Genomic DNA, 23678 nt, shown 5'->3' with positions numbered 1-23678 from the left:
TATGCGCGCCAAAGAAGATTTTGAAGCCAATGGAGGTAAAGAGTTTTTAGCAATCCCATGTTTGAATGACGATGACGAATGGTGTGAAACAGTTGGGAACTGGATTAATGATTGGGCGGCTAAATAGAAAATAGAATAAAGAGTAAAGAAAAAAGACTTTATAATGGAATACTATAACTACTTAAAATCATTACATCTTATTTTTGTAATCACCTGGTTTGCCGGATTGTTTTATATTGTGCGTTTATTTGTGTACCAAATCGAAGCCAATGAAAAACCTTCGCCTGAAAAGGAAATTTTACAAGCGCAATACAAAATAATGACCTACCGGTTGTGGTACATTATTACGTGGCCATCAGCAATTTTGGCTAGTATTTTTGCTTTTTGGATGTTGTTTTTTACAGAATTAGGACAAGCCTGGCTTAAAATGCCGTGGATGCATGTAAAGCTGGCTTTCGTGTTCTTATTGTATTTGTATCATTTAAAATGCCATCAAATTTTCAAGCAATTGCAAAACGATGAGGTAAAATATTCCAACAATTTTATGCGCTTATGGAATGAAGGCGCCACGATTATACTTTTTGCGGTGGTTTTTTTAGTAATTTTAAAAAGTGCCATCAACTGGATTTTCGGCGTTATAGGAATCATTGTATTCTCGGTTTTAATAATGCTTGGTTTCCGATTTTATAAAAGAATTAGAGAAAAAAAATAGTTTTCAGTCTCAGTTTTCAGTTATGCTGAGACTGAGACTGAATACTGAGACTGAATACTAAAAATATATGCTAAACAACTTCAAAATGTCGATGCTTTCATTGCGTGTCAGGATTTTCCTTTCGATGATTGTATTGATTGTTGTGGCATCATTTTTATTAGCTTCCATTTCGATTATTCAGTTTAAAAACGAAGCCAAAGAATACCATCAGGAACGCCTCGAACGTAAAGAAAATGCGGTAAAAGAACATATCAATTATGTTTTATCGACGACAACTTATCCTTTAAAAACCGGAAATCTGGATCTTATTTTTAAAGATAAAATCCACGAACTGGCCCAGATTCACAAAATCGAAATCAATATTTACAGCCTTGACGGGAAATTACTAAAATCATCAAAAGAATCTTTTGCGGTTGATAAAGTAGCACCGCCAATTCCGGAATACATCCTGAAATTAGTGCGCTCCTCAATCGAAAAGAGATTTGTAGATATTAAAACTATAGATGGAGTTAAAAACCGATCCTCCTACAGTTTAATCAAAGACGAAAAATTCAAACCACTTGGAATTTTAAATCTTCCTTATTTAGAAGACGACGGTTATTATGATAACGAATTGAATACCTTTCTGATTCGTTTAAGTCAGGTCTATTCGTTTATGTTGGTGGTAGCTTTTGCTTTGGCGTATTTCCTTTCAACTTATATTACAAAATCACTAAAAACCATTTCAGATCGTTTAGAAGAAACCAATTTAGATCAGAAAAACGAAAAGATCGTATTAGAAGCCAATAGCAAAGAAGTAAACTTCCTGATAAAGGCTTATAATGGAATGGTCGATAAACTTGAAACCAGTGCCATAAAACTAGCCCAAAGCGAACGTGAAGAAGCCTGGCGCGAAATGGCAAAACAGGTGGCGCACGAAATTAAAAATCCGCTTACACCAATGCGCTTGACGGTGCAGAGTTTTCAACGGAAGTTTGATCCAACAGCGCCTGACGTAAAGCAAAAACTAAACGATTATTCCGAAACTTTAATTCAGCAAATCGATACGATGACAGCGGTAGCTTCGGCATTTTCGAATTTTGCCTCAATGCCCGCACAGCAAAACGAAACCTTAAATGTGGTTGAAGTGGTCGAATTAGCATTAGATATCTTCAATGAGGATTATATTGTGTTTGAAAGCGAAGAAGAGGAAATCATCTCAAAAATGGATCGTACACAGTTGATCCGTGTGATTACCAATCTCGTTAAAAACGCAACTCAGGCCATTCCGGAAAGTCAGTTTCATAAATCTATTGTGGTTACGGTAAAACGTAGAGATAATAATGTAGAAATTGCCGTAAAAGACAACGGAATAGGAATCCAGAAACAAGATACAGGCCGAATTTTCGAACCAAAGTTTACCACTAAAACCAGCGGAATGGGACTTGGTCTCGGAATTATAAAAAACATCATAGAAAATTACAAAGGAACAATTACCTTTGAATCAACATACGGAAAAGGAACCACTTTTAGGGTTTCTTTGCCCATTACAAACTCATAAACTAACCGTCATGAACTACGAAAATCTTTTAATCTCGATTGAAGACAAAATTGCGACCGTAACCATTAATCGACCTACAAAGTTAAATGCTTTAAACAAAGCGACTATCAGTGACTTGAGTAAAGCCATTAAATTATTAGGTAAAAACGATGATGTCCGAGTAATTATACTAACAGGATTTGGCGAAAAAGCATTCGTTGCCGGAGCCGATATCTCAGAATTTGCCAATTATACCATTATTGAAGGCGCGCAATTAGCCGCCGAAGGACAAGAATCATTATTTGACTATATCGAAAACCTAAAGAAACCCGTAATTGCTGCCGTAAACGGTTTTGCTCTTGGTGGAGGATTAGAATTAGCAATGGCATGTCATTTTAGAGTAGCTTCAGATAATGCCAAAATGGGATTGCCGGAAGTAACTTTAGGATTAATTCCAGGTTACGGCGGAACACAGCGTTTGCCACAATTAGTAGGTAAAGGACGCGCAATGGAAATGATCATGACCGCAGCCATGATTTCTGCCGAAGAAGCTAAACAATACGGTTTGGTAAATCACGTAGTGCCGCAAGTCGAGTTGTTGGATTTTACCAAAGTAATTGCCCAAAAAATCATTAAAAACGCTCCTTTTGCCATTAGCAAAGCGATAAAAGCAATCAATGCCAATTATAAAGACGGTAAAGACGGTTTCGAAACCGAAATAAAATCATTCGGAAAATGCTTCGGAACTCAGGATTTTAAAGAAGGAACAACGGCATTCTTAGAAAAACGTAAAGCTGAATTTACAGGGAAGTAAAGTTTTATAGCACAGAGTTGCACAAAGTATTTACGCAAAGCTACACAGAGCTTTGCCTTAAATTTTCTTTGTGAATCTCTGTGAAATCTTTGTGCAACTCTGTGGTAAAATTACACAACGGTAAAAGACTACTTTTGCGGTTAAATAACTCAATACAAATATCCATGTCCTACATACCAATATTTGCCCTTTTTTGCGAACGCGTCAAAGAAAGCATCAAAGCCGGAACTTTTGCCAAACTAACTCTGGCAAAAACCATCGGTGATACCGAGATCAAAAACATCTATTTCCGTTTGGCGATAAACGAAGATAATACCTATTCAATAGCATTAACAACCCGTTATAAAACTGAAGAAATCGAAAGTACACATACTTTAGATGAAGCTTTATTGGTTTTGGGAACCTACATCAAAAATCCGTTTTTGACAGCGCTTTTATTTACAACAGATAATGATGTGACGTTTAAAGTAAACAAAAAGAACGCAGGAAGCATTATCGAGCAAGAGCCAACATTCAAGAATGCGTCTCCGGTAATGTTAGAAATGATCGAGAAGGGAATTGTTTAAAATTTAAAACTTTGTGGTCAACGGATTAAAATCCGTTGCTACAAAATGGTTCGTTGCTCCGGAACTTTATAAAAACTTCGTGAACCTTCGTGCAATTCTCCGCGAAATAACCCTTTTAAACTAGCTTCACAAATAAATTAGAAGCAATTTTATTCGATATAGACAATTCGCGACCATCAATCTTAATCTTAACAGATAAATCAAAAGATTCTTTAGATAAAAGTTCAATTTGAGAACCCAAAGCAATTCCTTGCTTGTCCAGATATTGTAAAAATTCAGAAGAAGTATCTTTTACGCCCACGCAAACTCCGGTTTGGTTTTCTGTTAATTCAGAAAGTAAATGTTTCTCGATCTTAACAATTCTTCCATTCGCATCCGGAATCGGGTCACCATGCGGATCTTCAGTAGGATTTCCCAGAAAATCATCCAGACGATTAATCAATTGTTCGGATTTAATGTGTTCCAGTTGTTCTGCAATATCATGAACCTCATCCCAGGAAAAATTCAGTTTTTCAACCAAAAACACTTCCCAAAGGCGATGTTTTCTCACGATCATTTTAGCCGCTAATTTTCCGTTTTCCGTCAAAGAAACACCCTGGTATTTTTTATAATTTACCAAATCCTTTTCAGAAAGCTTTTTAAGCATATCCGTAACCGATGAAGCTTTAGTCTCCATCATTTCCGCAATAGCGTTCGTGCTTACTTCTGAATCATTAGAAGTAGTAAGATGATATATCGATTTTAGATAATTTTCTTCTGAGAAAGTCATTTTTTTTATTTTTTGAGGGGGCAAAGGTTCAGAGGCTCAAAGGTTTTAAATCTTTGTGTCTTTGTCGTTCTGTCACTTTGAGCCTATCTTTTAACAATCAACAAAGGTATTGAAATTTTATGTCTCAATTTGTCTACTGTTGTACCAAATAAAATATCTTTTAATCCAGTGTGGCCGTGGGTTCCCATTACTAAAATATCAAAACTTCCTGCATTAATAATCTTCGGAATCACGGTGTTAGGTTTTCCGAAACCAAGTTCTGTTTCGATCCTGAAGCCCTTCTGCGAAAGCATCTCTTTATATTCTAATAATAATTTTTCGTCTATAGTTGTTTCGTGATCGTCAACATGACCGCCGTACATTAAAGCACCAACGGTTTCTACAATATGAATTAAGGTGTATTGCGCATCGATTCCGCCCAGTTCAAAGGCATTGTTAAGTGCAGCTTCATCGGCTTTGGAAAAGTCTACAGAAATCGCTATATTTTTCTTGCCGTAACTTTCTTTTGGCGTATAAACTAATTTTAAATGATGAGGTGAATGATTCTCGATATTCGATTTTGCTTTTGCAATAAACGGTTTTGCAATAATATACAATAGCAAAGCAAGGAATGCAAAGGCAAGCGGAACAACCGTTAACCATAGAATTACGGGATAATCTGAGTTTTCAAGCCATGAAGTAATTTCGTCGTAAACTAATTTTGCATTTAGCGAAACAATAATCAAAGCAATAATCCAGGCGGCAATTTGAGTGGTTCTTGAAATATGAAAACCTTTCATTTTAGATTTATCACTCACAAAATGAATCAGCGGGATAATTGCAAACCCTAATTGCAAACTTAAAATCACCTGACTCAAAATCAGTAATTTTCCGGTTACACTGTCTCCGTAAATTAAGATCACAACAACGGCAGGGACAATGGCAATCAAACGTGTTATAATGCGTCTTACCCAAGGCTGAATCCTTAAATTCAAATATCCTTCCATTACGATTTGTCCGGCCAAAGTTCCCGTTACGGTTGAGCTTTGTCCCGCGGCGATCAAAGCAACGGCAAATAAAATAGGAGCCCATTTAGTTCCTAACAAAGGTTCGAGAAACTGATGTGCATCCTGAATCTCGGCAACTTCAAACATTCCGTTTTTGTAAAATGTGGCTGCAGCCAAAATTAAAATCGCAGCATTGACAAAGAAGGCAAGGTTTAAAGCGATTGTAGAATCGATAAGATTATATTTCAAAGCCTGTTTGATTCCTGCAGGAGTTCGGTCGAATTTACGGGTTTGAACTAAAGAAGAATGTAAATATAAGTTGTGAGGCATTACCGTTGCTCCAATAATTCCGATAGCGATATACAAAGCAGCTGAATTAGGCATTGACGGAATAAGTCCGTAAAAAACTTTGTCCAGTTCCGGTTCGGCAAAAATCATTTCGAAAATGAAAGAGAAACCAATGATGGCAACTAGTACAATAATAAAGGCCTCCATTTTTCGGATTCCTTTATTGATTAAGAATAGTAATAAAAAAGTATCTAAAACCGTGATCAAAACACCTTCTATGAGCGGAATATCAAAAAGAAGGTTGATACCAATCGCCATTCCTAATACTTCGGCAAGATCACAAGCCGCAATGGCAATTTCGGCCAGAAAGTATAAAATATAGTTGATGAATTTCGAATATGTTTCTCTTGAAGCCTGTGCTAAATCGCGTTGCGTAACGATTCCGAGTCGGGCACTTAAGCTTTGAAGCAACAAAGCCATTAAGTTACTCATTAACAAAACCCAAAGTAGGGAATACCCAAATTGACTACCGCCGGCAATATCTGTTGCCCAGTTTCCCGGATCCATGTATCCTACACTTACTAAATATGCCGGGCCTAAAAAGGCTAATATTTTTCTGAAACCTGTTTTTTTATGCTGTGTTGCGACCGATTGGTGAACTTCTTCTAAAGATTTACCCATTGTAAAAATGTTGTTTGAACAAATATATACAAAAATTATATTCGTGCAACAAAATTTTTAGGCTAGTCTAAATCTTAAATGTTAGAATTTAAGCAATTCGGACATAATCCTGACAATGTAAAGTTTATATCATTGACTTTGTAATTGTGCGGAATAATATAACTCGGCTTTACATTTTCAAGACAAGTTATTTCCAGACATTTTTCACAGCTAAAATGAGCATGGTTATGAATGTGTACGCGTTGGGCATGATGATGACATTTTGCATATTTAACCGTTCCGTCAAGATTTACAATTTTGTGTATAATATCGTCATTTACCAATCGCTCTAAAATTCTATAAATCGTAACGCGATCGCATAAATCTCCGGTTTGTTTTTGAATTTCGGCATGAGACAGCGCAGTTTTAGATTTACCAAAAATCTCTAAAACGGCCGTCTTTGCTGCTGTATTTCTTGTTGTTTTCATTTTTATGAAATTAAAAATATTATCGCAACAATGTTGCAATTAAAATAAATTGATATATTTGCAACAAAATTGCATTAAGCAAATGTACTGAAAATGAAGAAATCCACCACACCTTTTTACGATATTTTAGGAATTTCAAGTGCAACCATTTGTTTGGTTCATTGCCTGGTTTTTCCGCTCTTAACGATTTTGCCTTTAGGCATCAGTCATAATCCAGTTATAGATTTGATTTTTGCGACACTGGGATTATTTGCAATTATCAAAATTATAAATAAATCCAGTCTTTTAATCTCTTCAATACTTATTATTTCTATGGCGCTAATCTGGATCAGTGTTCTGGCGGAGCTTTTTCTGGATATTCATCTCGATCTGATTTTTATTGGAGGTGTCGGAATGATCATCGGCCATCTATTAAATTATAAAATGCATAAAAATAACAATCATTAAATCACAACTATGATAGAAAATAATACATATGATGTTATCATTATCGGTGGTAGTTATAGCGGACTTTCGGCTGCAATGAGTTTGGGCCGTTCTTTGCGAGACGTTTTAGTTATCGACAGTGGCTTTCCTTGCAACAGACAAACGCCACATTCGCACAATTTCATCACACATGATGGTGAAAAACCCGCTGTAATTTCGGTGAAAGCCAAAACCCAGGTAGACTTTTACGATACGGTAAAATTCTATAACGGACTTGCAATCAACGCAATTAAAACAGAATCTGGATTTGAAATCGAAACTCAGTCCGGAAAAATCTTTACTTCTAAAAAAGTATTGTTCGCAACAGGTGTAAAAGATTTACTGCCACAGATTCCTGGTTTTTATGAATGCTGGGGGATTTCGGTTTTGCATTGTCCGTATTGTCACGGTTATGAAGTGAAAAAAGAGAAAACTGCAATCGTCGCTAATGGTGATATGGGTTTTGAATTTTCTAAAATGATTTCGAACTGGACCAAAGACTTATGGTTATTAACGAACGGAAAATCAACTCTAACAAAACAGCAAACTCAATTGTTGCAGCAACATAACGTCAAAATTATCGAGGATGAAATCGAGTCTTTGGAACATCAAAACGGAAATGTTCAGCAGATTATCTTTAAAAATCAATCTAAAATAGAGATCAAAGCCATTTATTACAAAGCTCCTTTTGAACAGCATTGTCCTTTGCCGGAAGCTTTAGGCTGCGAATTGACTGAAAATGGTTTATTGAAAGTAGATGCTTTTCAGAAAACGACCATTCAGGGCGTTTTTGCGAGTGGCGATTGTCATATTCAGGCAAGATCTGTTGCGTTGGCGGTTTCTTCTGGATCTTTTGCAGGAGCAATGATCAATAAAGAAATTATCGATGAAGAATTTGTTTAGCTCTTTGAAGGATATATAGTTACGTGAGTCAAAGATTGAAATGTGCCTTTAGGTACTAAATATTGGTAGTTATTAGTTCGAGATTTGTTTGGCGTGCCGTAGGTACACAACAACTATCGTTTTGTTGCGTACCTACGGCACGCTTTAATTTATTCCAATTCATATTTCTACCAATATTTAGTGCCTAAAGGCACAAAAAAGATGTTCCATTTTTTATTGGTTTACACCGTTTGGTTATGTTTTATAATGGGATCTATAAAATTCTGTTTGTATAGCGCCTAGCTTCACCTAGGGGAATAAAGATTTGAATTGAAAAAAGGCTTTAGCCAAATTGTATAGATTTGGTTAAAGTCTTTTTTCGGTTCTGTTTATATTTCATGATGTTTTCCTTAAACACATAGAAACATAGTTGTAGCGCTTAAAAAAGGCGTTTCACTTTTGTATCAATTCGCATATTCGGGCTATGTTTTAGAAAAAGAGCTTTCTTTTTATTTCCTTAAAAAAGAAACTTTAAAACCTTTGTTTCTATGTGTTGAAAACAATGCCAAAGTATTGAATTAAAACACATTTAAAAGTTTTTTGCTTTAGAAACATTATTTATCAAATTTAATTTTTAGTTTTGTCTAAATTTAATTTTATAACAATGAAAAAACTATTTTTGGTATTGCTTTTATTTGGTTTGCAGATTTCGTTCGCACAGCAAACTTCTACTATTTCTGGATTTATCTCCGGCGAAGGCCATAAATTACAGTTGGTGAATGTTCAGTTAACAGGAACAAAACACAAAACAGTTACAGATAGTTTAGGGTATTATAAATTAGAAAATGTTGCCATTGGAAATTATACTATTCAGATTTCTCAAGTAGGTTTTCAGACTGTGAAGAAGAAAATAGAAGTTATCAAAGATTCCATTCAATCTTATGATTTTGAATTAACCGATAACGAAAATCAACTGAACGAAGTGGTGGTTTCGGGAACCTTAAAAGCCGTGAAACGATTAGAAAGTGCTGTGCCGGTTGAGGTTTATTCACCGGTTTTTTTCAAGAAGAATCCAACTCCAAGTATTTACGAAGCACTTCAAAACATCAATGGCGTTCGGCCACAGCTTAATTGCGGTGTTTGTAACACGGGCGATATTCATATTAACGGACTAGAAGGTCCATATACTTTGGTTCTAATTGACGGAATGCCAATTGTGAGCAGTCTTTCGACAGTTTATGGTTTATCCGGAATTCCGAATTCTTTGGTCGAAAGAATTGAAATTGTAAAAGGTCCTGCTTCTTCCTTATACGGAAGTGAAGCTGTGGGTGGTTTAATCAACATTATTACTAAAAATCCAACGAACGCGCCTTTGTTTTCTGCAGATGTTTTCACGACTTCGTATTTAGAAACCAATGTCGATTTGGGAATGAAATTCAATCCAACCAAAAAATCAACGACACTTTTAGGAATCAATTACTTCGATTACAATCAGATTGTCGATAAAGACAAAGACGGTTTTACGGATGTGACACTTTCGCAAAGAATTTCGGTTTTTAATAAGTGGAACTTTCAAAGAGAAAATAACCGTTTGTTTTCGATCGCAGCCCGCGGAATGTACGAAGATCGCTGGGGTGGAGACGTGCGTTGGGAAAAGAAATACCGCGGTGGTGATGAAATTTACGGAGAAAGTATTTATACCAAAAGGGGAGAGTTGATAGGAAGTTACCAATTGCCATTCGAAGAAAAATTGATGCTTTCATTCTCCGGAAATGTGCATTACCAAGACAGCCGCTACGGCACAACATCTTATATCGCCAATCAGAAAATAGGTTTTCTGCAACTAACCTGGGATAAAAAGATAGGCCGAAATGATTTTCTCGCCGGAATTGCTACCCGATATTCGTATTACGATGATAATACAACCGCCACAAAAGAAGCTGAAAGTACGTGGTTGCCGGGAATTTTTGTTCAGGATGAAATTACACTTTCTCCAAAAAGCCAGGTTTTGTTAGGAATGCGTTACGATTACAACTCGATTCACGGTTCGATTTATACACCCAGAGTGGCATATCGATGGAAAGCGAATGAAAATACCATTTTCCGTTTGAATGCCGGAACCGGATTTCGCGTTGTAAATTTATTTACCGAAGATCATGCAGCACTTACCGGATCCAGAGATGTGGTGATAAAAAGTGATTTGAAACCGGAAAGATCTGTAAATGCAAACCTGAATTATATTCAGAAAATAAACTTTGCAAACGGGACTTTTATTGGGATTGAAACAACGGCCTTTTATACTCGTTTCAGCAATAAAATCATATCTGATTACGAAACTGATCCTAATAAAATTATTTATGATAACATTAATGGATATGCAATAAGCCAGGGAATCAGCACCAATGTTGATTTGAATTTTACAAACGGATTAAAGTTTATTCTTGGTGCAACGGTTTTAGATAATAAAAATGTTCAGGACGGAATTTCGGAAAGACCTTTTTTAACCGAGAATTTCACCGCAACCTGGAGTGTTTCATACAAAATAGAACCTTGGAATTTGTTACTGGATTATACCGGAAATGTGTACAGCCCGATGAAGTTGCCTTTGTTGAGCGATTTAGATCCTAGAGATCCAAACTCGCCTTGGTATAGTATTCAGAATATTCAGTTTACTTTTACTTGCTGGAAGAATTTTGAGCTATATGGCGGAGTAAAAAACCTTTTGAACTTTACACCAAAACGAAATAATCCATTTTTGATTTCGAGAACCAATGATCCTTTCGATAAAAATGTGCAATACGATGCGGCCGGAAAAGTTCTGGTTACGCCGGATAATCCTTACGGTTTGACTTTTGATACCACTTATGTTTACGGACAAAACCAAACAATTCGAGGTTTTTTTGGATTGAGATATACTTTGAAATAAGTTATTAATGCCACAGATTGAAAGGATTAAAATGATTTATTTGACTTACTTAAATGGCACACGGATGAGACAGATTAAACAGGTTTTAGCTGATTTTTTGTTTGGTAGAAAGAAAACAACTAAAATAGTTTTGCCAGGAATTGAATTAGTGGAAATTAGTGCAATTCGTGGCAAACTTTCTCCTAAGTATTAAAGAAAAAATCCTTTTTAATCCTTTCAATCTGTGGCAAAAAACAAAACAAATGAAAAAGCTATTTCTAATCATCTTTTTAGCATTTACTTCAACAGGATTCTGTCAACTTAAAAGCAGATCTTTTGAGGAAGTAGACAGTTTGCAGCACATTGAAAACAAGAAAATAATCGTTTTTATTCATACTGATTGGTGTCAGTTTTGTCAAAGAATGAAAAATACGACATTTAAAAATCAGGAAATCATTCAAAAACTGAATTCCGATTTCTATTTTATTGATTTGAATGCAGAGGAAAAACGAGATATTAGCTTTAATAATAAAACTTTTAAATACAAACCATCGGGAAATAATGTCGGTGTTCATGAGCTGGCTTTGCAGTTGGGAACCATGAATAACCAAATTGTATATCCGGTTTTGTGTGTTCTGAATGAAAAACGAGAGATTATCTTACAATACAATAACTATCTTAACCCAAAGGATTTTAAACTGCTTTTAGAAAAATTGAAAGAATAAAATTTCTTATTTTTGAAAATGGCTTCTTCACAAATTCCACACTTCAATTACATCTTTACCGGAACAGGTTTATCTGCTTTGATGACCGTTTATAAAATGGCATTAACGGGGAAATTTTCTGGTCAATCTATTTTGTTGTTAGATGAAGATGCGAAAAAAACAAATGACAGAACCTGGTGCTTTTGGGCAAGAGAGGAAACGCTTTGGAATTCTGTCATCTCAAAAAAATGGGATTCAGCCTTGTTTGCCAATGAAGATTTCAGGCGTGATTTAGACCTTAATCCTTATCAATACAATCAAATTTGGGGATTAGATTTTTATGATTTTGTTTTTGAGGAACTTTCGAAACATCAAAATATTACTTTTCTAAATGAAAAAGTAACCGATATCAACGAACTCGAAACCCATGTTTTTGTCGGGACAGAAGCCAATCGATATACTTGTGATTATTTGTTCAACAGTGTTTATACCAAAGCTTTTGCTTTAAGTCAGACCAAATATCCGGTTCTTCAACAGCACTTTGTAGGTTGGTTTGTAAAAAATGAAACTGAAATCTTCAATCCTGACCAGACTACTTTTATGGATTTTTCGGTAGAACAAAGAGGGAATACACGTTTTATGTATGTCTTGCCGATTTCTAAAACCGAAGCTTTAGTGGAGTATACTTTGTTTTCTGAAAATCTTCTTCCCAAAGAAGAATACGAAAAAGAGATTCAAATCTACCTGAGAAATCTGGGAGGAGATCAATATAAAATTATCGAAAAGGAGCAGGGAAGTATTCCAATGACGTGTTTTCCTTTTTGGAAAAAGAACACCAAAAGAGTGTTGAATATCGGAACTGCTGGCGGATGGACAAAAGCCAGCACAGGTTATACCTTTAGAAATTCGGATAAAAAATCATCTGAATTGGTAGCGTTTCTAAATCCTTCTTCCAAAGCTTTCGGATCGCTAAAGATGTCGACGTTTTACAAGAAAAATAGATTCTGGTTTTATGATTTGTTATTATTAGACATACTTTATCGCCATAACGAATTGGGAAGTACTATTTTTTCATCCATGTTCAAAAAAGGAAATCCCGCTTTGATATTTAAGTTTCTGGATGAAGAAACCAGTTTAGGAGAGGATTTTAAAGTTATTTTAAAATGCCCTAAAATGCCATTTATCAAGGCTTTGTTTCGGGTAATATTCAAATAAAAAAGTTTACTTTACGCAGATTCTGCCAATTATAACAAATCTACTCTTGACTTTTATCAGTATAAAATTCAAATAAAAACCTGCGTTATCAGCCTAAATCCGCCAAATCTGTGGGCCATTTTTAAAACAGTAAAATATCAATCGAACTATAACAAAACTTTATACCTGAAATTAACTAGTTGCGAGTAAACTTTGTAACTTTGCAGATCAAAAGTAAAATTTAAAAATAAAGAGATATGTATCCAGAAGAAATGGTAAAACCAATGCAAGCTGAATTGACTGCTGCAGGTTTTCAAGATTTACATAGTGCTGATGCTGTAGATAACGCTATCAAAGCTGAAGGTACCACTTTAGTTGTTGTAAACTCTGTTTGTGGTTGTGCTGCAAGAAATGCACGTCCAGGAGCGAAAATGAGTTTAGAAGGAGCTAAAAAACCAGATCACTTAATTACTGTTTTTGCAGGTGTTGACAAAGAAGCTGTAGATGCTGCAAGACAACATATGTTCCCTTTTCCTCCATCATCGCCATCTATGGCTTTGTTCAAAAACGGAGAATTGGTTCACATGTTAGAGCGTCACCACATCGAAGGTCGCCCAGCAGAATTAATTGCTGAGAACTTGCAAGATGCGTTTAACGAATTCTGCTAATTAGGTTCAAAGAGGCAAAGGTACAGTTGTACAAAGATTTTAAAGCACTATAGAAATATAGTGCTTTTTTGTTTTTAAAAAATATATTCTTAACCCTTCACACTTTAGAAACTCAGCAACGCAGAACCTTTGTCGCTTTGTACCTTTGTTACTTTGAACCTTTTTCGTACTTTTGCACCTTCAAAAAATAATTTCTCAACTTAAATTAGTTTATAGCATGCAACTGTACAACACTTTAAGCGCAGAAGAAAGAGCCATCATGATTGATGATGCCGGTAAACAACGACTAACGTTGTCTTTCTATGCGTATGCCAAAATTCAAGATCCCAAAAAATTTCGAGATGATTTATTCTTAGCCTGGAACGCACTTGATGCTTTAGGCCGAATCTATGTTGCCAACGAAGGAATAAATGCTCAGATGAGTATTCCTGAAGAAAATTTGGAGGCTTTTAGAGCTACTCTGGAAGTGTATGATTTCATGAAAGGTATACGTTTGAATGAAGCGGTAGAACACGATGACCATTCGTTTTTAAAATTGACGATTAAAGTGCGTGATAAAATCGTTGCCGACGGTTTGAACGATGAAACTTTTGATGTTACTGATATAGGAGTTCATTTGAAAGCCAAAGAATTCAACGAAATCCTTGATGATCCCAATACTATTGTTGTTGATTTTAGAAATCACTACGAAAGTGAAGTAGGGCATTTTAAAGGTGCTATTACTCCAGACGTTGAAACGTTTAGAGAAAGTTTGCCAATCATCAACGATCAGCTTCAGAACCATAAAGAAGATAAAAATCTGGTGATGTATTGTACCGGAGGAATTCGTTGCGAAAAAGCAAGTGCTTATTTTAAGCATCAGGGCTTTAAAAATGTTTTTCAATTAGAAGGCGGAATCATTAATTACGCCAAACAAATTGAAGCTGAAGGATTGGAAAGCAAGTTCATCGGAAAAAACTTTGTATTTGATAATCGTCTTGGCGAAAGAATCACCGATGATATTATTTCGCAATGTCACCAATGCGGAAAACCTTGTGACAATCACACTAATTGCGAAAATGACGGATGTCATTTGTTGTTTATTCAGTGTGATGAATGTAAGGCTGCAATGGAAAACTGTTGTTCTACAGAATGTCTTGAGGTTATACACATGCCTCTTGTTGACCAGGTTCGTTTAAGAACCGGAAAACAAGTTGGAAACAAGGTTTTCAGAAAAGGAAAATCAGATAGTTTGAAATTCAAACATTCAGGCGAATTGCCAAATACTGCTTTATGTACTACAGAAAAAACAGTAGATATTCGTCAGAAAATAAAAGTAAAGAAAGTACTTCTTGGAAAAGCAGAGCATTATTATGTAAAAGCACAAGTTGGTCTTTTTACTATCGAAAACCACGAATTAAATTGGGGTGATACAATCTTAATTTCCGGACCTACTACAGGTAATCAGGAATTGATTTTAGAAAAAATGATCGTCAACGAAGCAGAAGCCACTACTGCTAAAATTGGAGATCGGATTACTTTTGAAGTTCCATTCCGTATTCGTTTGTCAGATAAATTGTATAAAATTGTAAATTAGCAGAAATTTTATGCTAATTTATTTATGTCACAATCCTTTACGAAACTATGGATTCATGCGATTTGGGCAACCAAAAATCGTCAGGAATTAATTGGTTATTCAATAGAAAAAAACTTTTCGATTTGATTTGGCTAGAGTTAACTGAACTTGAATGTCCTGTTAGAATAATTAATGGAATGCCAGATCATGTACATGTTCTGTTTTTACAAAATCCAGAAAAAACTATTACAGATATTGTAAAGCAAATAAAAGGAAGTTCTTCTCATTTTATAAATCGAGAAGAACTTATCCTTGAAAAATTTGCCTGGCAAACCGGATTTGCTGCTTTCTCTGTAAGCGAATCTCAGTTAGATATTGTTTACAATTACATTAAAAATCAAAAGCATCATCACCTTAAGAAAAATGGACAAGATGATGATTTTGTAAAATTACATCGATTGGGGGATAAATAATCCCTCTTTGATACGTTTCCCGTGGTTGAAACCACGGGTTATGTTGATAAAACATCCGCAAAGGTAAAAATATAGCCTGCGGTTTCAACCGCAAGAACGCAAAGAAAATCCACAACAACAACAACAACTATAATAACATTACTAGTGATTTCAATCATTAGAAAACAATATAAGTAAAATGACAACAAATAATAAAATTGAACTTATGGCTCCGGCTGGGAGTTTTGATTCACTTCAGGCTGCGCTTGATAATGGTGCGGATTCGATCTATTTTGGTGTAGAACAGCTTAACATGCGTGCGCGTTCAACGGTAAATTTTACTATGGATGATTTGCAGGAAATTGCCAATCGTTGCGAAGCTAAAAACGTACGAAGCTATCTCACTTTGAACACTATAATTTACGATCATGATTTGTCTGTTGTAAAAACATTATTGAACAAAGCCAAAGAAGCCAATATTACGGCTGTAATTGCCTCTGATCAGGCTGTAATAGCAATGGCACGAACTATTGGTATGGAAGTTCATATTTCAACACAATTGAATGTAACCAACATCGAAACCATAAAATTCTATAGTTTGTTTGCTGATACGATGGTTTTAAGCCGTGAATTGAGTTTACGCCAAGTAAAAAGTATTGCAGATCAAATTGATAAAGAGCAGATAAAAGGGCCGAACGGAAATTTAGTCGAAATAGAGATTTTTGGTCACGGCGCTTTGTGTATGGCAGTTTCGGGAAAATGTTATTTGAGTTTGCATTCGCATAATTCGTCTGCGAATCGTGGAGCGTGCAAGCAAAACTGCCGTAAAAAATATACGGTGATCGATCAGGAAACCGGTTTTGAAATTGAACTGGATAATGAATACATGATGTCACCTAAAGATTTATGTACGCTTGATTTTCTTGATCAGGTAATCGATTCGGGAATTCAGGTTTTGAAAATCGAAGGCCGTGGTCGCGCGCCTGAATATGTGGCAACGGTTATCAAAACCTATCGTGAAGCAATTGATGCCTATTATGATAAAACATTCTCTAAAGAAAAGGTTTCTGTTTGGATGGAAGCTTTAAACACCGTTTACAATCGCGGTTTCTGGTCAGGCTATTATTTAGGACAAGAATTGGGAGAATGGAGCGATATTCCGGGATCTGCAGCAACTCAAAAAAAGGTTTATGTAGGCAAGGGAACTCATTACTTCCCGAAAGCAGAAGTAGGACAATTTAAAATCGAAGCTTACGATATTAAAATTGGGGATAGAATCTTAGTAACCGGACCAAGTACAGGGGCTCAGGAAATGATTATCGATGAAATGTTCGTAAATGATCTGGTTTCTGAAAAAGCAACAAAAGGGGACGATTGTACTTTCAAACTTCCGTTTCGAATAAGAATGTCGGACAAATTATATAAAATAGTTGAGGCGTAATGGTTATCATCACTTTACAAAGAGACAAATGCATTGGCTGTAATTACTGCGTCGAAATGGATCCGGTACATTTTCAAATGTCTAAAAAAGATGGGAAATCGGTATTGATTCATTCGAAAGATGCAAAAGGATTTTTTACTTTAAAATCGAATAATCATACCATTGTAGAAAGTTGTCAATTGGCAGCGAAGGCTTGTCCGGTGAAGATTATAACGGTTAAGGAGACTTAGGATTAAAAACAATCCCTATTTTGTAATAATGCAAAATAGGGATTGTTTTGTTTTTGAACTTTCTTTATTAAATACCTATTTTGGCATTGATGTTATGCTTTTCGACATATGCTTTTGCGACATTCATTAATTTTGTAAACTTGACCTGTATATCATTTTGAGTTGAGGTATCAAAATCTGCAATTGCTTTTTCTATTTGTTCAGGTGAAGCTTTTTCATCCTTCATTTTGGCAATTGGCAGATAGCCTTCCTTTTCTTTAGTAATTGCATAAGAGAATAAATCTTTTGATGCCTCAAGAAGTTCCCGATTGTCATCATCTTCCTTTATTTCTTTAATTTTTTTAAATTGAGTTTCTAAATTGGCTATATCAAATTTAAAATAATCGTAATATGAAGATGGAATCATTTTTTTTTTGAGCTTCATCATAAATCTGAGGTTCGGATTCTAACTTAAAATTAATATCCTTACTTCCAAAACGAGATAATAAATTTGAATTTAGCGCGGCTATTTCAAAAGTTTTTTCTGGGGAAAGGTTTGTGCAAGAAGTTGAAAATATACTTGCAGCGATTAATACTAATAATATGATGGAATTATTTAATGTCTTTTTCATTTTTTAAGTTTGTTTGTTATTTATCCTTTTAAAATTTTACTTTTCTCAGCGTCAAATTCTTCAGAAGTTAAAATTCCCGCATCCAAAAGTTCTTTCAAATCTAACAATGCCTTTTTCTTTACTTCCATAGAATTTACTGAATCTGCTTTTTGTGATTCTTCTTTTTGAATTGGTGTTATCACAGTACCTGAGGGCGCATATTTCAAAATCAATTCTGTAATTTCATTAAAACCTTTTACATTCGAATAATCAATTGCCTTTTGCTCTTTTACATTTACGATGAAAGCGTCTGCTTTATTTTCAAGTAAATATTTGACAACATCTTTTTTTCCGTTTGCAGCGGAGTAATGCAAAGGCGTGTTCCCGGATTCATCTTGAATGTTGATATTTGCACCGGCTTCGATTAACAATTTTACCATGCTTAAATTGCCTTTTTTTGTAGCAACATGCAGAAGACTTTCGCCACCATAAGTATAACTGCTGTTGAGTGTAAAACTAGATTCGTTAGCAATATTTGTAGCGCTAACAATCCAATCAAGATAATCATTCATAGAAGAAGTGTCGCTGGCCAAAGGTTTGCTGTAATTCATGTCAACTCCATTTTCTAAAAATAAAGAGACAATTTCTTTCTGATTATTCGCGCAAGCATACCAAATAGGAGAGTAGCCATTATTGTTTGATGTGAATACATCAGCACCTCTTTCTACTAAAAGTTTAGCAAGCATTCTGTTGGTTTCATAGCATGCAATTAAAAGAGCATTTTCTCCTGAATGATTTACATGATTTATAGCTGCGCCATTGTCCAAAAGTAAAGTAACAACCGGGATCGATTTGGTGTAACAAGCATGAAGAAGTGGTGTGTTTCCTTGTTTATCTGTGGCATTAATATCGGCTCCTTTGTCTAAAAGTAACTGAATAATTTCCCTATTTAATTTAGTTGAAGCAAGTGAAAGTGGCGTTTCTCCATTGTTATTCAGTGAATTAACATCAATTCCTGCTTCAAGCAACTTTGTTGCGATTTCAGTTTGAGCGGTTTGAACCACTAAATGTAAAAGACTGTTTCCTGATTTATCATTTTTGGTAATTTCAGCGCCATTTTCTAAAAGATATAAAGCGGTTTGCTTTTGCTTTTGCAAACAGGCAAAGAATAAAGGCGTTTCTCCCTGATGATCTTCATAATTAATATCAGCACCATCTTCGCATAAAATTTTTACAATATCAAGATAACCTCTGTGAGCTGCATAGTGAAGTGCAGTTCTTCCTTTTTCATCGGTATATTTTGCCTCTACTTCTTTGTTTTGAAGTAATAATTCGGCTATTTTTCTGTTGCCGTTTTCACAGGCTATTATAAATGACATCGACATATTAGTAGTATTTTGTATAATTCAGTTTATGATTTCATTAAAAGTTCGACCGTTTTAATTTTCAGATTATCTCCGGATGCAATCATTAAGGCGGTTTCATCTTTATCATTAGTAATCGAAATATCTGCTCCCTGATCTAAGAGCAGCTTCACTTTTCGATAGGTTTCTTTGGCCATTTCTGCATCGTAATTGACATTATACGCGCAAACTTTATGCAAAATTGTGTTTCCCTGATTGTCTTGTTCATTTACATCTAAAGAAACATTTTCTAAAACCGATTTTAAAATATCTGATTTCTTTTCAACAATAAAATCAATTCCCGATTTTGGCTGGCCATAATATTGAGCGCAGAAGTTTACATCGGCACCATCTGATAATAATCTTTCTAAAAAAGTGATATCGCTTGGCGAGCCCGAAACAGAACTGATGAAATGAGTCAATAAAGTGCGTCCGTCTTTGTTTACAATATTAAAATCAGGTGAAGAAACTGTCGCTAATGCCTCGTACATATCAAAAGAAAACTGTTCGGCAACAGCGTAATAAAAAGCGGTATTGTTGAGGTTATCTGTTTCGTTGGCATCCGCTCCATTTTCGAGTAGAAAGGGAATAAAATCTTTTTTGCTTCTTTTAATAGCACAGATTAACGGAGTTGTACCAACAATGTTTTTTTCGTTAATATCGACGCCATTATTCAGAAGAATGGCTATGTATTCTTTTACTGTATCTGTTTCAAGACCATAAGTGTTCAAAATGTTATAGATGAAATTTTCTCCTGCATTATTTTTATAATGAGCATTTGCCCCAAAATCATCAATCAGAGTTAAAATGATTTTTGGAGATGCATTTTTTTCAATAAAATAACCAAGTAACGTTTTGTCACTTATTTCATCATTAATATTTTCCATTTTTGACATCAGTTCTTTGAAAAAGGCAATCGATTCATCGTCATCTTTTAATGGGGTTAAAGAATTAAAAATCGATTTGTCGAAACTATCCAATTCATAGATATCGGTTTCAATAAAACGGGCTTTAATTAATTTTTCAATAAAATCAATTTCTTTAGCTTCAATAATTTTGGTTGTGATTTGAGAAAAATTGTTTTTAAGATATTGATCGTTAAAAATTTCGCCGTTATTTAGGCATTCTCTGGCCTCGTCAAATTTTCCCTGGAAAAGGAAATTTTCAATCTGGTTTTGTGTTTGCATTTGCATTGGTATTTTAAATGAAAAAATTATGTTTTGATGAAGCCAGGATTTATAATAGTTGACTTCACGAACTATGTTGTAAGATAAAACATAAAATTGACAAATATATTTCAAGATGAAAATTAAAAAAGTCTTTTTAAATCATAAAACATAAAAGCAGGCAGTTTTTAAGGTGAGATTAAATTGCAATTGATAGTTTATTCTTCAAAAAGCCTAAGCTCATCAAAATCTTCAATTTCGGATAATTTAAGCAGCTCGCTTTTTCTAATCTTAGTCACGGTCTTCTTGAATGCTTCTTCTCCGCTATCTGCATCCTCGTTAGTATTCTCGTTTCTTATCATGGTTGAGGTTAAGTAATTTATACTTACATCGTTGTTCACTATAGGTCCGTTATTATTACTTCTGTCATAACCAATAAGCTCAAGATCTGAATTTTGAAACCTAAAAGTATAGTTCCAATATCCATATCTTCCGTGTGCATAGGAAACAAATAGTTTTCCTTTTGTTATTTCGACAGATAATTCAGGGGGATAATAAACACCGCCATCTTCATTTTCTGATGAAAAACATTCATAATTTTTAACCGCTAATTCGTAACCGTCATTGTTTTTTAAAAGTACAATAATTCCTCTTCGATTACGATCTAATTCCCCACGGCTTTCATCTTTGACAAACTTACTTTTATCCGTTCCTTTAATCATAAGAGCGCAATCTTCCTGGCCGTCTTTATTTAAATCGCCAAAAACTTTTTCAAAAACAACATAACCTTTTGGTAAAAAATCTTCCGGATTTTTTCCTTTTTCGGTTGGTGAATCCGGATTTTCAGCAACTTCTTCAACACTATTTAAGGATTCCTGAATTTGCGCCGGCTCTTTTTTGTCTTTAGGATCTTTACAACCTGCGTTAAGTAATAATATTAAAGTTGCTAAATAAAGTAGAGATTTATTCATATAAATTATTGATAATTAAGTTTTAGTTTATTGTTTTTCTTTGATTGAGACCTTATTTTCCATTTGCCATTTTTCCTAGCATAATCATAATCAGGAATGTGTTTTGTGTTCGATTCTGGAAGTGCTTTTTTAGCGGCGTAACAGTAAGATTGATATGTAAATATAGTATTCTGTAGGTGAATTATTAATTTTAATAAAGAGAATAACATAAATAAGTTTTAGAATAAGCTTTGTAAAAATAGAATTAAAGAATTTTTTTGTTTGAAAATTTCAGCCTGATACTGTTATAAAAAAGCTTATTTTGCCTTAAAGATTGCTTGCTTTTGTATTTAACGAAGCATTAGTATTAATGCATAAAAAGCAAACTAAAAAAAATACTATCTTTACCGATCAAACGTTTATGAACTTAAGTTGCTTTTTTGCAACACTACATATATAATTATGGCATGTACAAGTTGTTCAACCTCAGATGGTGGCGCACCAAAGGGTTGTAAAAATAATGGGACTTGCGGCACCGATAGCTGCAATAAATTGACGGTTTTTGACTGGCTCGCGAACATGAGTCCGTCTAATGGAGAGGCTATTTTTGATTGTGTTGAGGTTCGTTTTAAAAACGGACGCAAGGAATTTTTTAGAAATTCAGAAAAATTAACTTTAAGTATTGGTGATATTGTAGCAACTGTTGCATCGCCAGGACACGATATCGGGATTGTAACTTTGACAGGAGAATTGGTAAAAATTCAAATGAAGAAAAAAGGTGTGAATCACGAAAGTAACGAAGTGCCTAAAATTTACCGAAAAGCTTCTCAAAAAGATATTGATATCTGGTCTGTAGCGCGTGATCGTGAAGAACCAATGAAAGTTCGTGCACGTGAATTAGCGATTCAGCATAAACTCGAAATGAAAATATCTGATATTGAATTTCAGGGAGACGGGTCTAAAGCTACGTTTTACTATACGGCGAATGACAGGGTCGATTTTAGACTTTTAATTAAAGATTTTGCCAAAGAATTCAGTACCAGAGTCGAAATGAAACAAGTTGGTTTCCGTCAGGAAGCAGCTCGTTTAGGCGGAATTGGTTCTTGCGGACGAGAACTTTGCTGTTCGACCTGGCTTACAGATTTTAGAAGTGTAAATACTTCTGCAGCGCGTTACCAACAGCTTTCGCTAAATCCTCAAAAATTAGCCGGACAATGCGGAAAATTAAAGTGTTGCTTGAATTATGAGCTTGACACTTATATGGATGCATTGAAAGATTTTCCTGATTACGACACTAAATTAGTGACCGAAAAAGGAGATGCTATCTGTCAGAAACAAGATATTTTTAAAGGATTAATGTGGTTTGCTTATACCAACAACTTCGCAAACTGGCATGTTTTGAAAATTGATCAGGTAAAAGAAATTATTGCCGAGAACAAACAGAAAAACAAAGTGTCATCTCTTGAAGACTTTGCCATTGAAGTAGTTTCAGAACCTGAAAAAGACTTTAATAATGCAATGGGGCAGGAAAGTTTAACTCGTTTTGATCAGCCAAAAAGAAAGAAAAAACCAAGTCGCAAACGCAAACCAAATGCCGAAGCAGCGATTGTGGCTACTCCAAACAAACCTCAGTCAAATCAAAATCAGAATAAACCCGCAGGAGGAAATCCAAATAAAGGGAATAACCAAAACAAGGGAAACAAACCGAATAATAACAAGCCGAATAAACCTAACAATTCAAACGAGAATAAACCGGCTGAGCCTAGAAAACCTATAATTATTACTAAAAATGAGAATAAAAAATAGTGCGATTCTTCTTTTGGTAGGGATAATGCTTTTTTCTTGTGATAAAAAAAGAGTATTCGATGAGTACAAATCTGTTGGAAGTGCCTGGAACAAAGACAGTATTGTAACTTTTGATCTACCAGTTTTAGATTCAACCAAAAAGTACAATTTATTTATAAATTTAAGGGACAATAACAATTATCCATTCAAGAATTTATTTTTAATTGTAGCTATCGAAACTCCAAGTGGTTTCACCAAAGTAGATACTTTAGAATACGAGATGGCAAAACCGGACGGAACCTTGCTAGGAAACGGTTTTACGGATATAAAAGAGAGTAAACTTTATTATAAAGAAGATGTAAAGTTTAAAGGAAAATATAAAGTACACATCAAACAAGCTGTTAGAGAATCAGGGAAAATTCCTGGTGTTCAGGCTTTAGAAGGTATTACAGACGTAGGTTTTAGAATAGAACAAAAAGATTAGAA

The 23678-nt window shown here is 34.9% G+C and carries 25 protein-coding genes and 1 pseudogene; 18 read left to right on the top strand and 8 right to left on the bottom strand.

What is annotated here, in order from left to right; genetic code table 11:
* The 5 genes and pseudogenes from IRZ78_RS19060 to IRZ78_RS19040 form a co-directional block, all read left to right on the top strand.
* Positions 1–127: pseudogene (locus IRZ78_RS19060) on the top strand (ferrochelatase); the annotation flags it as partial.
* Between the two features lie 36 nt (positions 128–163).
* A complete protein-coding gene (locus IRZ78_RS19055; protein WP_194618029.1) occupies positions 164–712 on the top strand; it encodes a CopD family protein in 549 nt (182 codons plus the stop codon).
* Between the two features lie 124 nt (positions 713–836).
* Positions 837–2252, top strand: a complete 1416-nt coding sequence (locus IRZ78_RS19050; protein ID WP_194618032.1) for an ATP-binding protein — start codon at positions 837–839, stop codon at positions 2250–2252.
* Between the two features lie 10 nt (positions 2253–2262).
* Entirely contained in the window at positions 2263–3045 is a 783-nt protein-coding gene (locus IRZ78_RS19045; RefSeq protein ID WP_194618028.1) for an enoyl-CoA hydratase-related protein, read from the top strand.
* Between the two features lie 164 nt (positions 3046–3209).
* Positions 3210–3611: a hypothetical protein gene (locus IRZ78_RS19040; protein WP_194618027.1), complete on the top strand. Its 402-nt coding sequence runs from the start codon at positions 3210–3212 to the stop codon at positions 3609–3611.
* Positions 3612–3726: 115 nt separating this feature from the next.
* Here IRZ78_RS19040 and IRZ78_RS19035 read toward each other — a convergent pair whose 3' ends face one another.
* The 3 genes from IRZ78_RS19035 to IRZ78_RS19025 all read right to left on the bottom strand — a co-directional run bounded on the left by IRZ78_RS19035 (position 3727) and on the right by IRZ78_RS19025 (position 6802).
* On the bottom strand, positions 3727–4380 hold the full coding sequence (locus IRZ78_RS19035) for a metal-dependent transcriptional regulator (RefSeq protein WP_194618026.1): 654 nt from the start codon (positions 4378–4380) through the stop codon (positions 3727–3729).
* 83 nt (positions 4381–4463) lie between these two features.
* Entirely contained in the window at positions 4464–6335 is a 1872-nt protein-coding gene (locus IRZ78_RS19030; RefSeq protein WP_194618025.1) for an Nramp family divalent metal transporter, read from the bottom strand.
* A 74-nt stretch (positions 6336–6409) separates the two neighbouring features.
* Positions 6410–6802: a transcriptional repressor gene (locus IRZ78_RS19025; RefSeq protein ID WP_194618024.1), complete on the bottom strand. Its 393-nt coding sequence runs from the start codon at positions 6800–6802 to the stop codon at positions 6410–6412.
* Between the two features lie 93 nt (positions 6803–6895).
* Between IRZ78_RS19025 and IRZ78_RS19020 the strand changes: the two genes are divergently transcribed.
* From IRZ78_RS19020 to IRZ78_RS18970, 11 genes are all read left to right on the top strand, one after another.
* Positions 6896–7249, top strand: a complete 354-nt coding sequence (locus IRZ78_RS19020) for a MerC domain-containing protein (RefSeq protein ID WP_194618023.1) — start codon at positions 6896–6898, stop codon at positions 7247–7249.
* Positions 7250–7258: 9 nt separating this feature from the next.
* Entirely contained in the window at positions 7259–8170 is a 912-nt protein-coding gene (locus IRZ78_RS19015; RefSeq protein WP_194618022.1) for an NAD(P)/FAD-dependent oxidoreductase, read from the top strand.
* A gap of 643 nt (positions 8171–8813) precedes the next feature.
* On the top strand, positions 8814–11075 hold the full coding sequence (locus tag IRZ78_RS19010; RefSeq protein ID WP_194618021.1) for a TonB-dependent receptor: 2262 nt from the start codon (positions 8814–8816) through the stop codon (positions 11073–11075).
* A 7-nt stretch (positions 11076–11082) separates the two neighbouring features.
* Positions 11083–11268, top strand: coding sequence for a hypothetical protein (locus tag IRZ78_RS19005; RefSeq protein ID WP_194618020.1), 186 nt, complete (start codon positions 11083–11085; stop codon positions 11266–11268).
* A 49-nt stretch (positions 11269–11317) separates the two neighbouring features.
* Positions 11318–11779, top strand: a complete 462-nt coding sequence (locus IRZ78_RS19000) for a thioredoxin family protein (RefSeq protein WP_194618019.1) — start codon at positions 11318–11320, stop codon at positions 11777–11779.
* Positions 11780–11797: 18 nt separating this feature from the next.
* Positions 11798–12973: a lycopene cyclase family protein gene (locus IRZ78_RS18995; RefSeq protein ID WP_194618018.1), complete on the top strand. Its 1176-nt coding sequence runs from the start codon at positions 11798–11800 to the stop codon at positions 12971–12973.
* Between the two features lie 236 nt (positions 12974–13209).
* On the top strand, positions 13210–13620 hold the full coding sequence (locus IRZ78_RS18990; protein WP_026982321.1) for a BrxA/BrxB family bacilliredoxin: 411 nt from the start codon (positions 13210–13212) through the stop codon (positions 13618–13620).
* A gap of 217 nt (positions 13621–13837) precedes the next feature.
* Positions 13838–15196 (top strand): rhodanese-related sulfurtransferase, encoded by a 1359-nt coding sequence (locus IRZ78_RS18985; protein ID WP_194618017.1) that lies wholly within the window; start codon positions 13838–13840, stop codon positions 15194–15196.
* 47 nt (positions 15197–15243) lie between these two features.
* Positions 15244–15648: a transposase gene (locus IRZ78_RS18980; protein ID WP_228520533.1), complete on the top strand. Its 405-nt coding sequence runs from the start codon at positions 15244–15246 to the stop codon at positions 15646–15648.
* A gap of 178 nt (positions 15649–15826) precedes the next feature.
* Complete coding sequence (locus IRZ78_RS18975) at positions 15827–17068, top strand: peptidase U32 family protein (RefSeq protein ID WP_194618016.1); 1242 nt, start codon at positions 15827–15829, stop codon at positions 17066–17068.
* Positions 17068–17298: a ferredoxin gene (locus IRZ78_RS18970; protein WP_194618015.1), complete on the top strand. Its 231-nt coding sequence runs from the start codon at positions 17068–17070 to the stop codon at positions 17296–17298. The genes IRZ78_RS18975 and IRZ78_RS18970 overlap by 1 nt, the downstream gene beginning before the upstream one ends.
* 67 nt (positions 17299–17365) lie before the next feature.
* On the opposite strand, the gene IRZ78_RS18965 is transcribed toward IRZ78_RS18970, so the two are convergent.
* From IRZ78_RS18965 to IRZ78_RS18945, 5 genes are all read right to left on the bottom strand, one after another.
* Entirely contained in the window at positions 17366–17704 is a 339-nt protein-coding gene (locus IRZ78_RS18965; protein WP_194618014.1) for a hypothetical protein, read from the bottom strand.
* Positions 17673–17909, bottom strand: a complete 237-nt coding sequence (locus tag IRZ78_RS18960; RefSeq protein WP_194618013.1) for a hypothetical protein — start codon at positions 17907–17909, stop codon at positions 17673–17675. The genes IRZ78_RS18965 and IRZ78_RS18960 overlap by 32 nt, the downstream gene beginning before the upstream one ends.
* 20 nt (positions 17910–17929) lie before the next feature.
* Positions 17930–19267 carry an ankyrin repeat domain-containing protein gene (locus tag IRZ78_RS18955; protein ID WP_228520532.1) on the bottom strand — a complete coding sequence of 446 codons (1338 nt, stop codon included), beginning with the start codon at positions 19265–19267 and terminating at the stop codon, positions 17930–17932.
* A 32-nt stretch (positions 19268–19299) separates the two neighbouring features.
* Positions 19300–20478: an ankyrin repeat domain-containing protein gene (locus tag IRZ78_RS18950; protein WP_194618011.1), complete on the bottom strand. Its 1179-nt coding sequence runs from the start codon at positions 20476–20478 to the stop codon at positions 19300–19302.
* 197 nt (positions 20479–20675) lie between these two features.
* Entirely contained in the window at positions 20676–21428 is a 753-nt protein-coding gene (locus tag IRZ78_RS18945; protein ID WP_194618010.1) for a hypothetical protein, read from the bottom strand.
* A 441-nt stretch (positions 21429–21869) separates the two neighbouring features.
* On the opposite strand from IRZ78_RS18945, the gene ricT reads away from it, so the two are divergent.
* Both ricT and IRZ78_RS18935 read left to right on the top strand, forming a co-directional pair.
* Entirely contained in the window at positions 21870–23213 is a 1344-nt protein-coding gene (gene ricT / locus IRZ78_RS18940; RefSeq protein WP_194618009.1) for a regulatory iron-sulfur-containing complex subunit RicT, read from the top strand.
* Positions 23197–23676, top strand: a complete 480-nt coding sequence (locus tag IRZ78_RS18935; protein WP_194618008.1) for a gliding motility lipoprotein GldH — start codon at positions 23197–23199, stop codon at positions 23674–23676. Before ricT ends, IRZ78_RS18935 begins: the two co-directional genes overlap by 17 nt.
* Positions 23677–23678 lie beyond the last annotated feature (2 nt).

This window comes from Flavobacterium sp. CSZ (assembly GCF_015350725.1).
GTDB lineage: Bacteria > Bacteroidota > Bacteroidia > Flavobacteriales > Flavobacteriaceae > Flavobacterium.
Note: the sequence above shows the minus strand (reverse complement) of the source record. Positions and strands in the feature narration are given on the sequence as shown.

Excerpts from the sequence above, each read along its gene's own strand:
- IRZ78_RS18935 (WP_194618008.1), top strand. The coding sequence starts at position 23,197 with ATGAGAATAAAAAATAGTGCGATTCTTCTTTTGGTAGGGATAATGCTT.
- IRZ78_RS18965 (WP_194618014.1), bottom strand. The coding sequence starts at position 17,704 with ATGATTCCATCTTCATATTACGATTATTTTAAATTTGATATAGCCAAT.
- IRZ78_RS19035 (WP_194618026.1), bottom strand. The coding sequence starts at position 4,380 with ATGACTTTCTCAGAAGAAAATTATCTAAAATCGATATATCATCTTACT.
- IRZ78_RS18960 (WP_194618013.1), bottom strand. The coding sequence starts at position 17,909 with ATGAAAAAGACATTAAATAATTCCATCATATTATTAGTATTAATCGCT.
- IRZ78_RS19000 (WP_194618019.1), top strand. The coding sequence starts at position 11,318 with ATGAAAAAGCTATTTCTAATCATCTTTTTAGCATTTACTTCAACAGGA.
- IRZ78_RS19030 (WP_194618025.1), bottom strand. The coding sequence starts at position 6,335 with ATGGGTAAATCTTTAGAAGAAGTTCACCAATCGGTCGCAACACAGCAT.
- IRZ78_RS18985 (WP_194618017.1), top strand. The coding sequence starts at position 13,838 with ATGCAACTGTACAACACTTTAAGCGCAGAAGAAAGAGCCATCATGATT.
- IRZ78_RS19005 (WP_194618020.1), top strand. The coding sequence starts at position 11,083 with ATGCCACAGATTGAAAGGATTAAAATGATTTATTTGACTTACTTAAAT.
- IRZ78_RS18950 (WP_194618011.1), bottom strand. The coding sequence starts at position 20,478 with ATGCAAACACAAAACCAGATTGAAAATTTCCTTTTCCAGGGAAAATTT.
- IRZ78_RS19025 (WP_194618024.1), bottom strand. The coding sequence starts at position 6,802 with ATGAAAACAACAAGAAATACAGCAGCAAAGACGGCCGTTTTAGAGATT.
- IRZ78_RS19020 (WP_194618023.1), top strand. The coding sequence starts at position 6,896 with ATGAAGAAATCCACCACACCTTTTTACGATATTTTAGGAATTTCAAGT.
- ricT (WP_194618009.1), top strand. The coding sequence starts at position 21,870 with ATGGCATGTACAAGTTGTTCAACCTCAGATGGTGGCGCACCAAAGGGT.
- IRZ78_RS19055 (WP_194618029.1), top strand. The coding sequence starts at position 164 with ATGGAATACTATAACTACTTAAAATCATTACATCTTATTTTTGTAATC.
- IRZ78_RS18975 (WP_194618016.1), top strand. The coding sequence starts at position 15,827 with ATGACAACAAATAATAAAATTGAACTTATGGCTCCGGCTGGGAGTTTT.
- IRZ78_RS18980 (WP_228520533.1), top strand. The coding sequence starts at position 15,244 with ATGGATTCATGCGATTTGGGCAACCAAAAATCGTCAGGAATTAATTGG.
- IRZ78_RS18990 (WP_026982321.1), top strand. The coding sequence starts at position 13,210 with ATGTATCCAGAAGAAATGGTAAAACCAATGCAAGCTGAATTGACTGCT.
- IRZ78_RS19010 (WP_194618021.1), top strand. The coding sequence starts at position 8,814 with ATGAAAAAACTATTTTTGGTATTGCTTTTATTTGGTTTGCAGATTTCG.
- IRZ78_RS19015 (WP_194618022.1), top strand. The coding sequence starts at position 7,259 with ATGATAGAAAATAATACATATGATGTTATCATTATCGGTGGTAGTTAT.
- IRZ78_RS18970 (WP_194618015.1), top strand. The coding sequence starts at position 17,068 with ATGGTTATCATCACTTTACAAAGAGACAAATGCATTGGCTGTAATTAC.
- IRZ78_RS19050 (WP_194618032.1), top strand. The coding sequence starts at position 837 with ATGATTGTATTGATTGTTGTGGCATCATTTTTATTAGCTTCCATTTCG.
- IRZ78_RS18995 (WP_194618018.1), top strand. The coding sequence starts at position 11,798 with ATGGCTTCTTCACAAATTCCACACTTCAATTACATCTTTACCGGAACA.
- IRZ78_RS19040 (WP_194618027.1), top strand. The coding sequence starts at position 3,210 with ATGTCCTACATACCAATATTTGCCCTTTTTTGCGAACGCGTCAAAGAA.
- IRZ78_RS18945 (WP_194618010.1), bottom strand. The coding sequence starts at position 21,428 with ATGAATAAATCTCTACTTTATTTAGCAACTTTAATATTATTACTTAAC.
- IRZ78_RS19045 (WP_194618028.1), top strand. The coding sequence starts at position 2,263 with ATGAACTACGAAAATCTTTTAATCTCGATTGAAGACAAAATTGCGACC.
- IRZ78_RS18955 (WP_228520532.1), bottom strand. The coding sequence starts at position 19,267 with ATGTCATTTATAATAGCCTGTGAAAACGGCAACAGAAAAATAGCCGAA.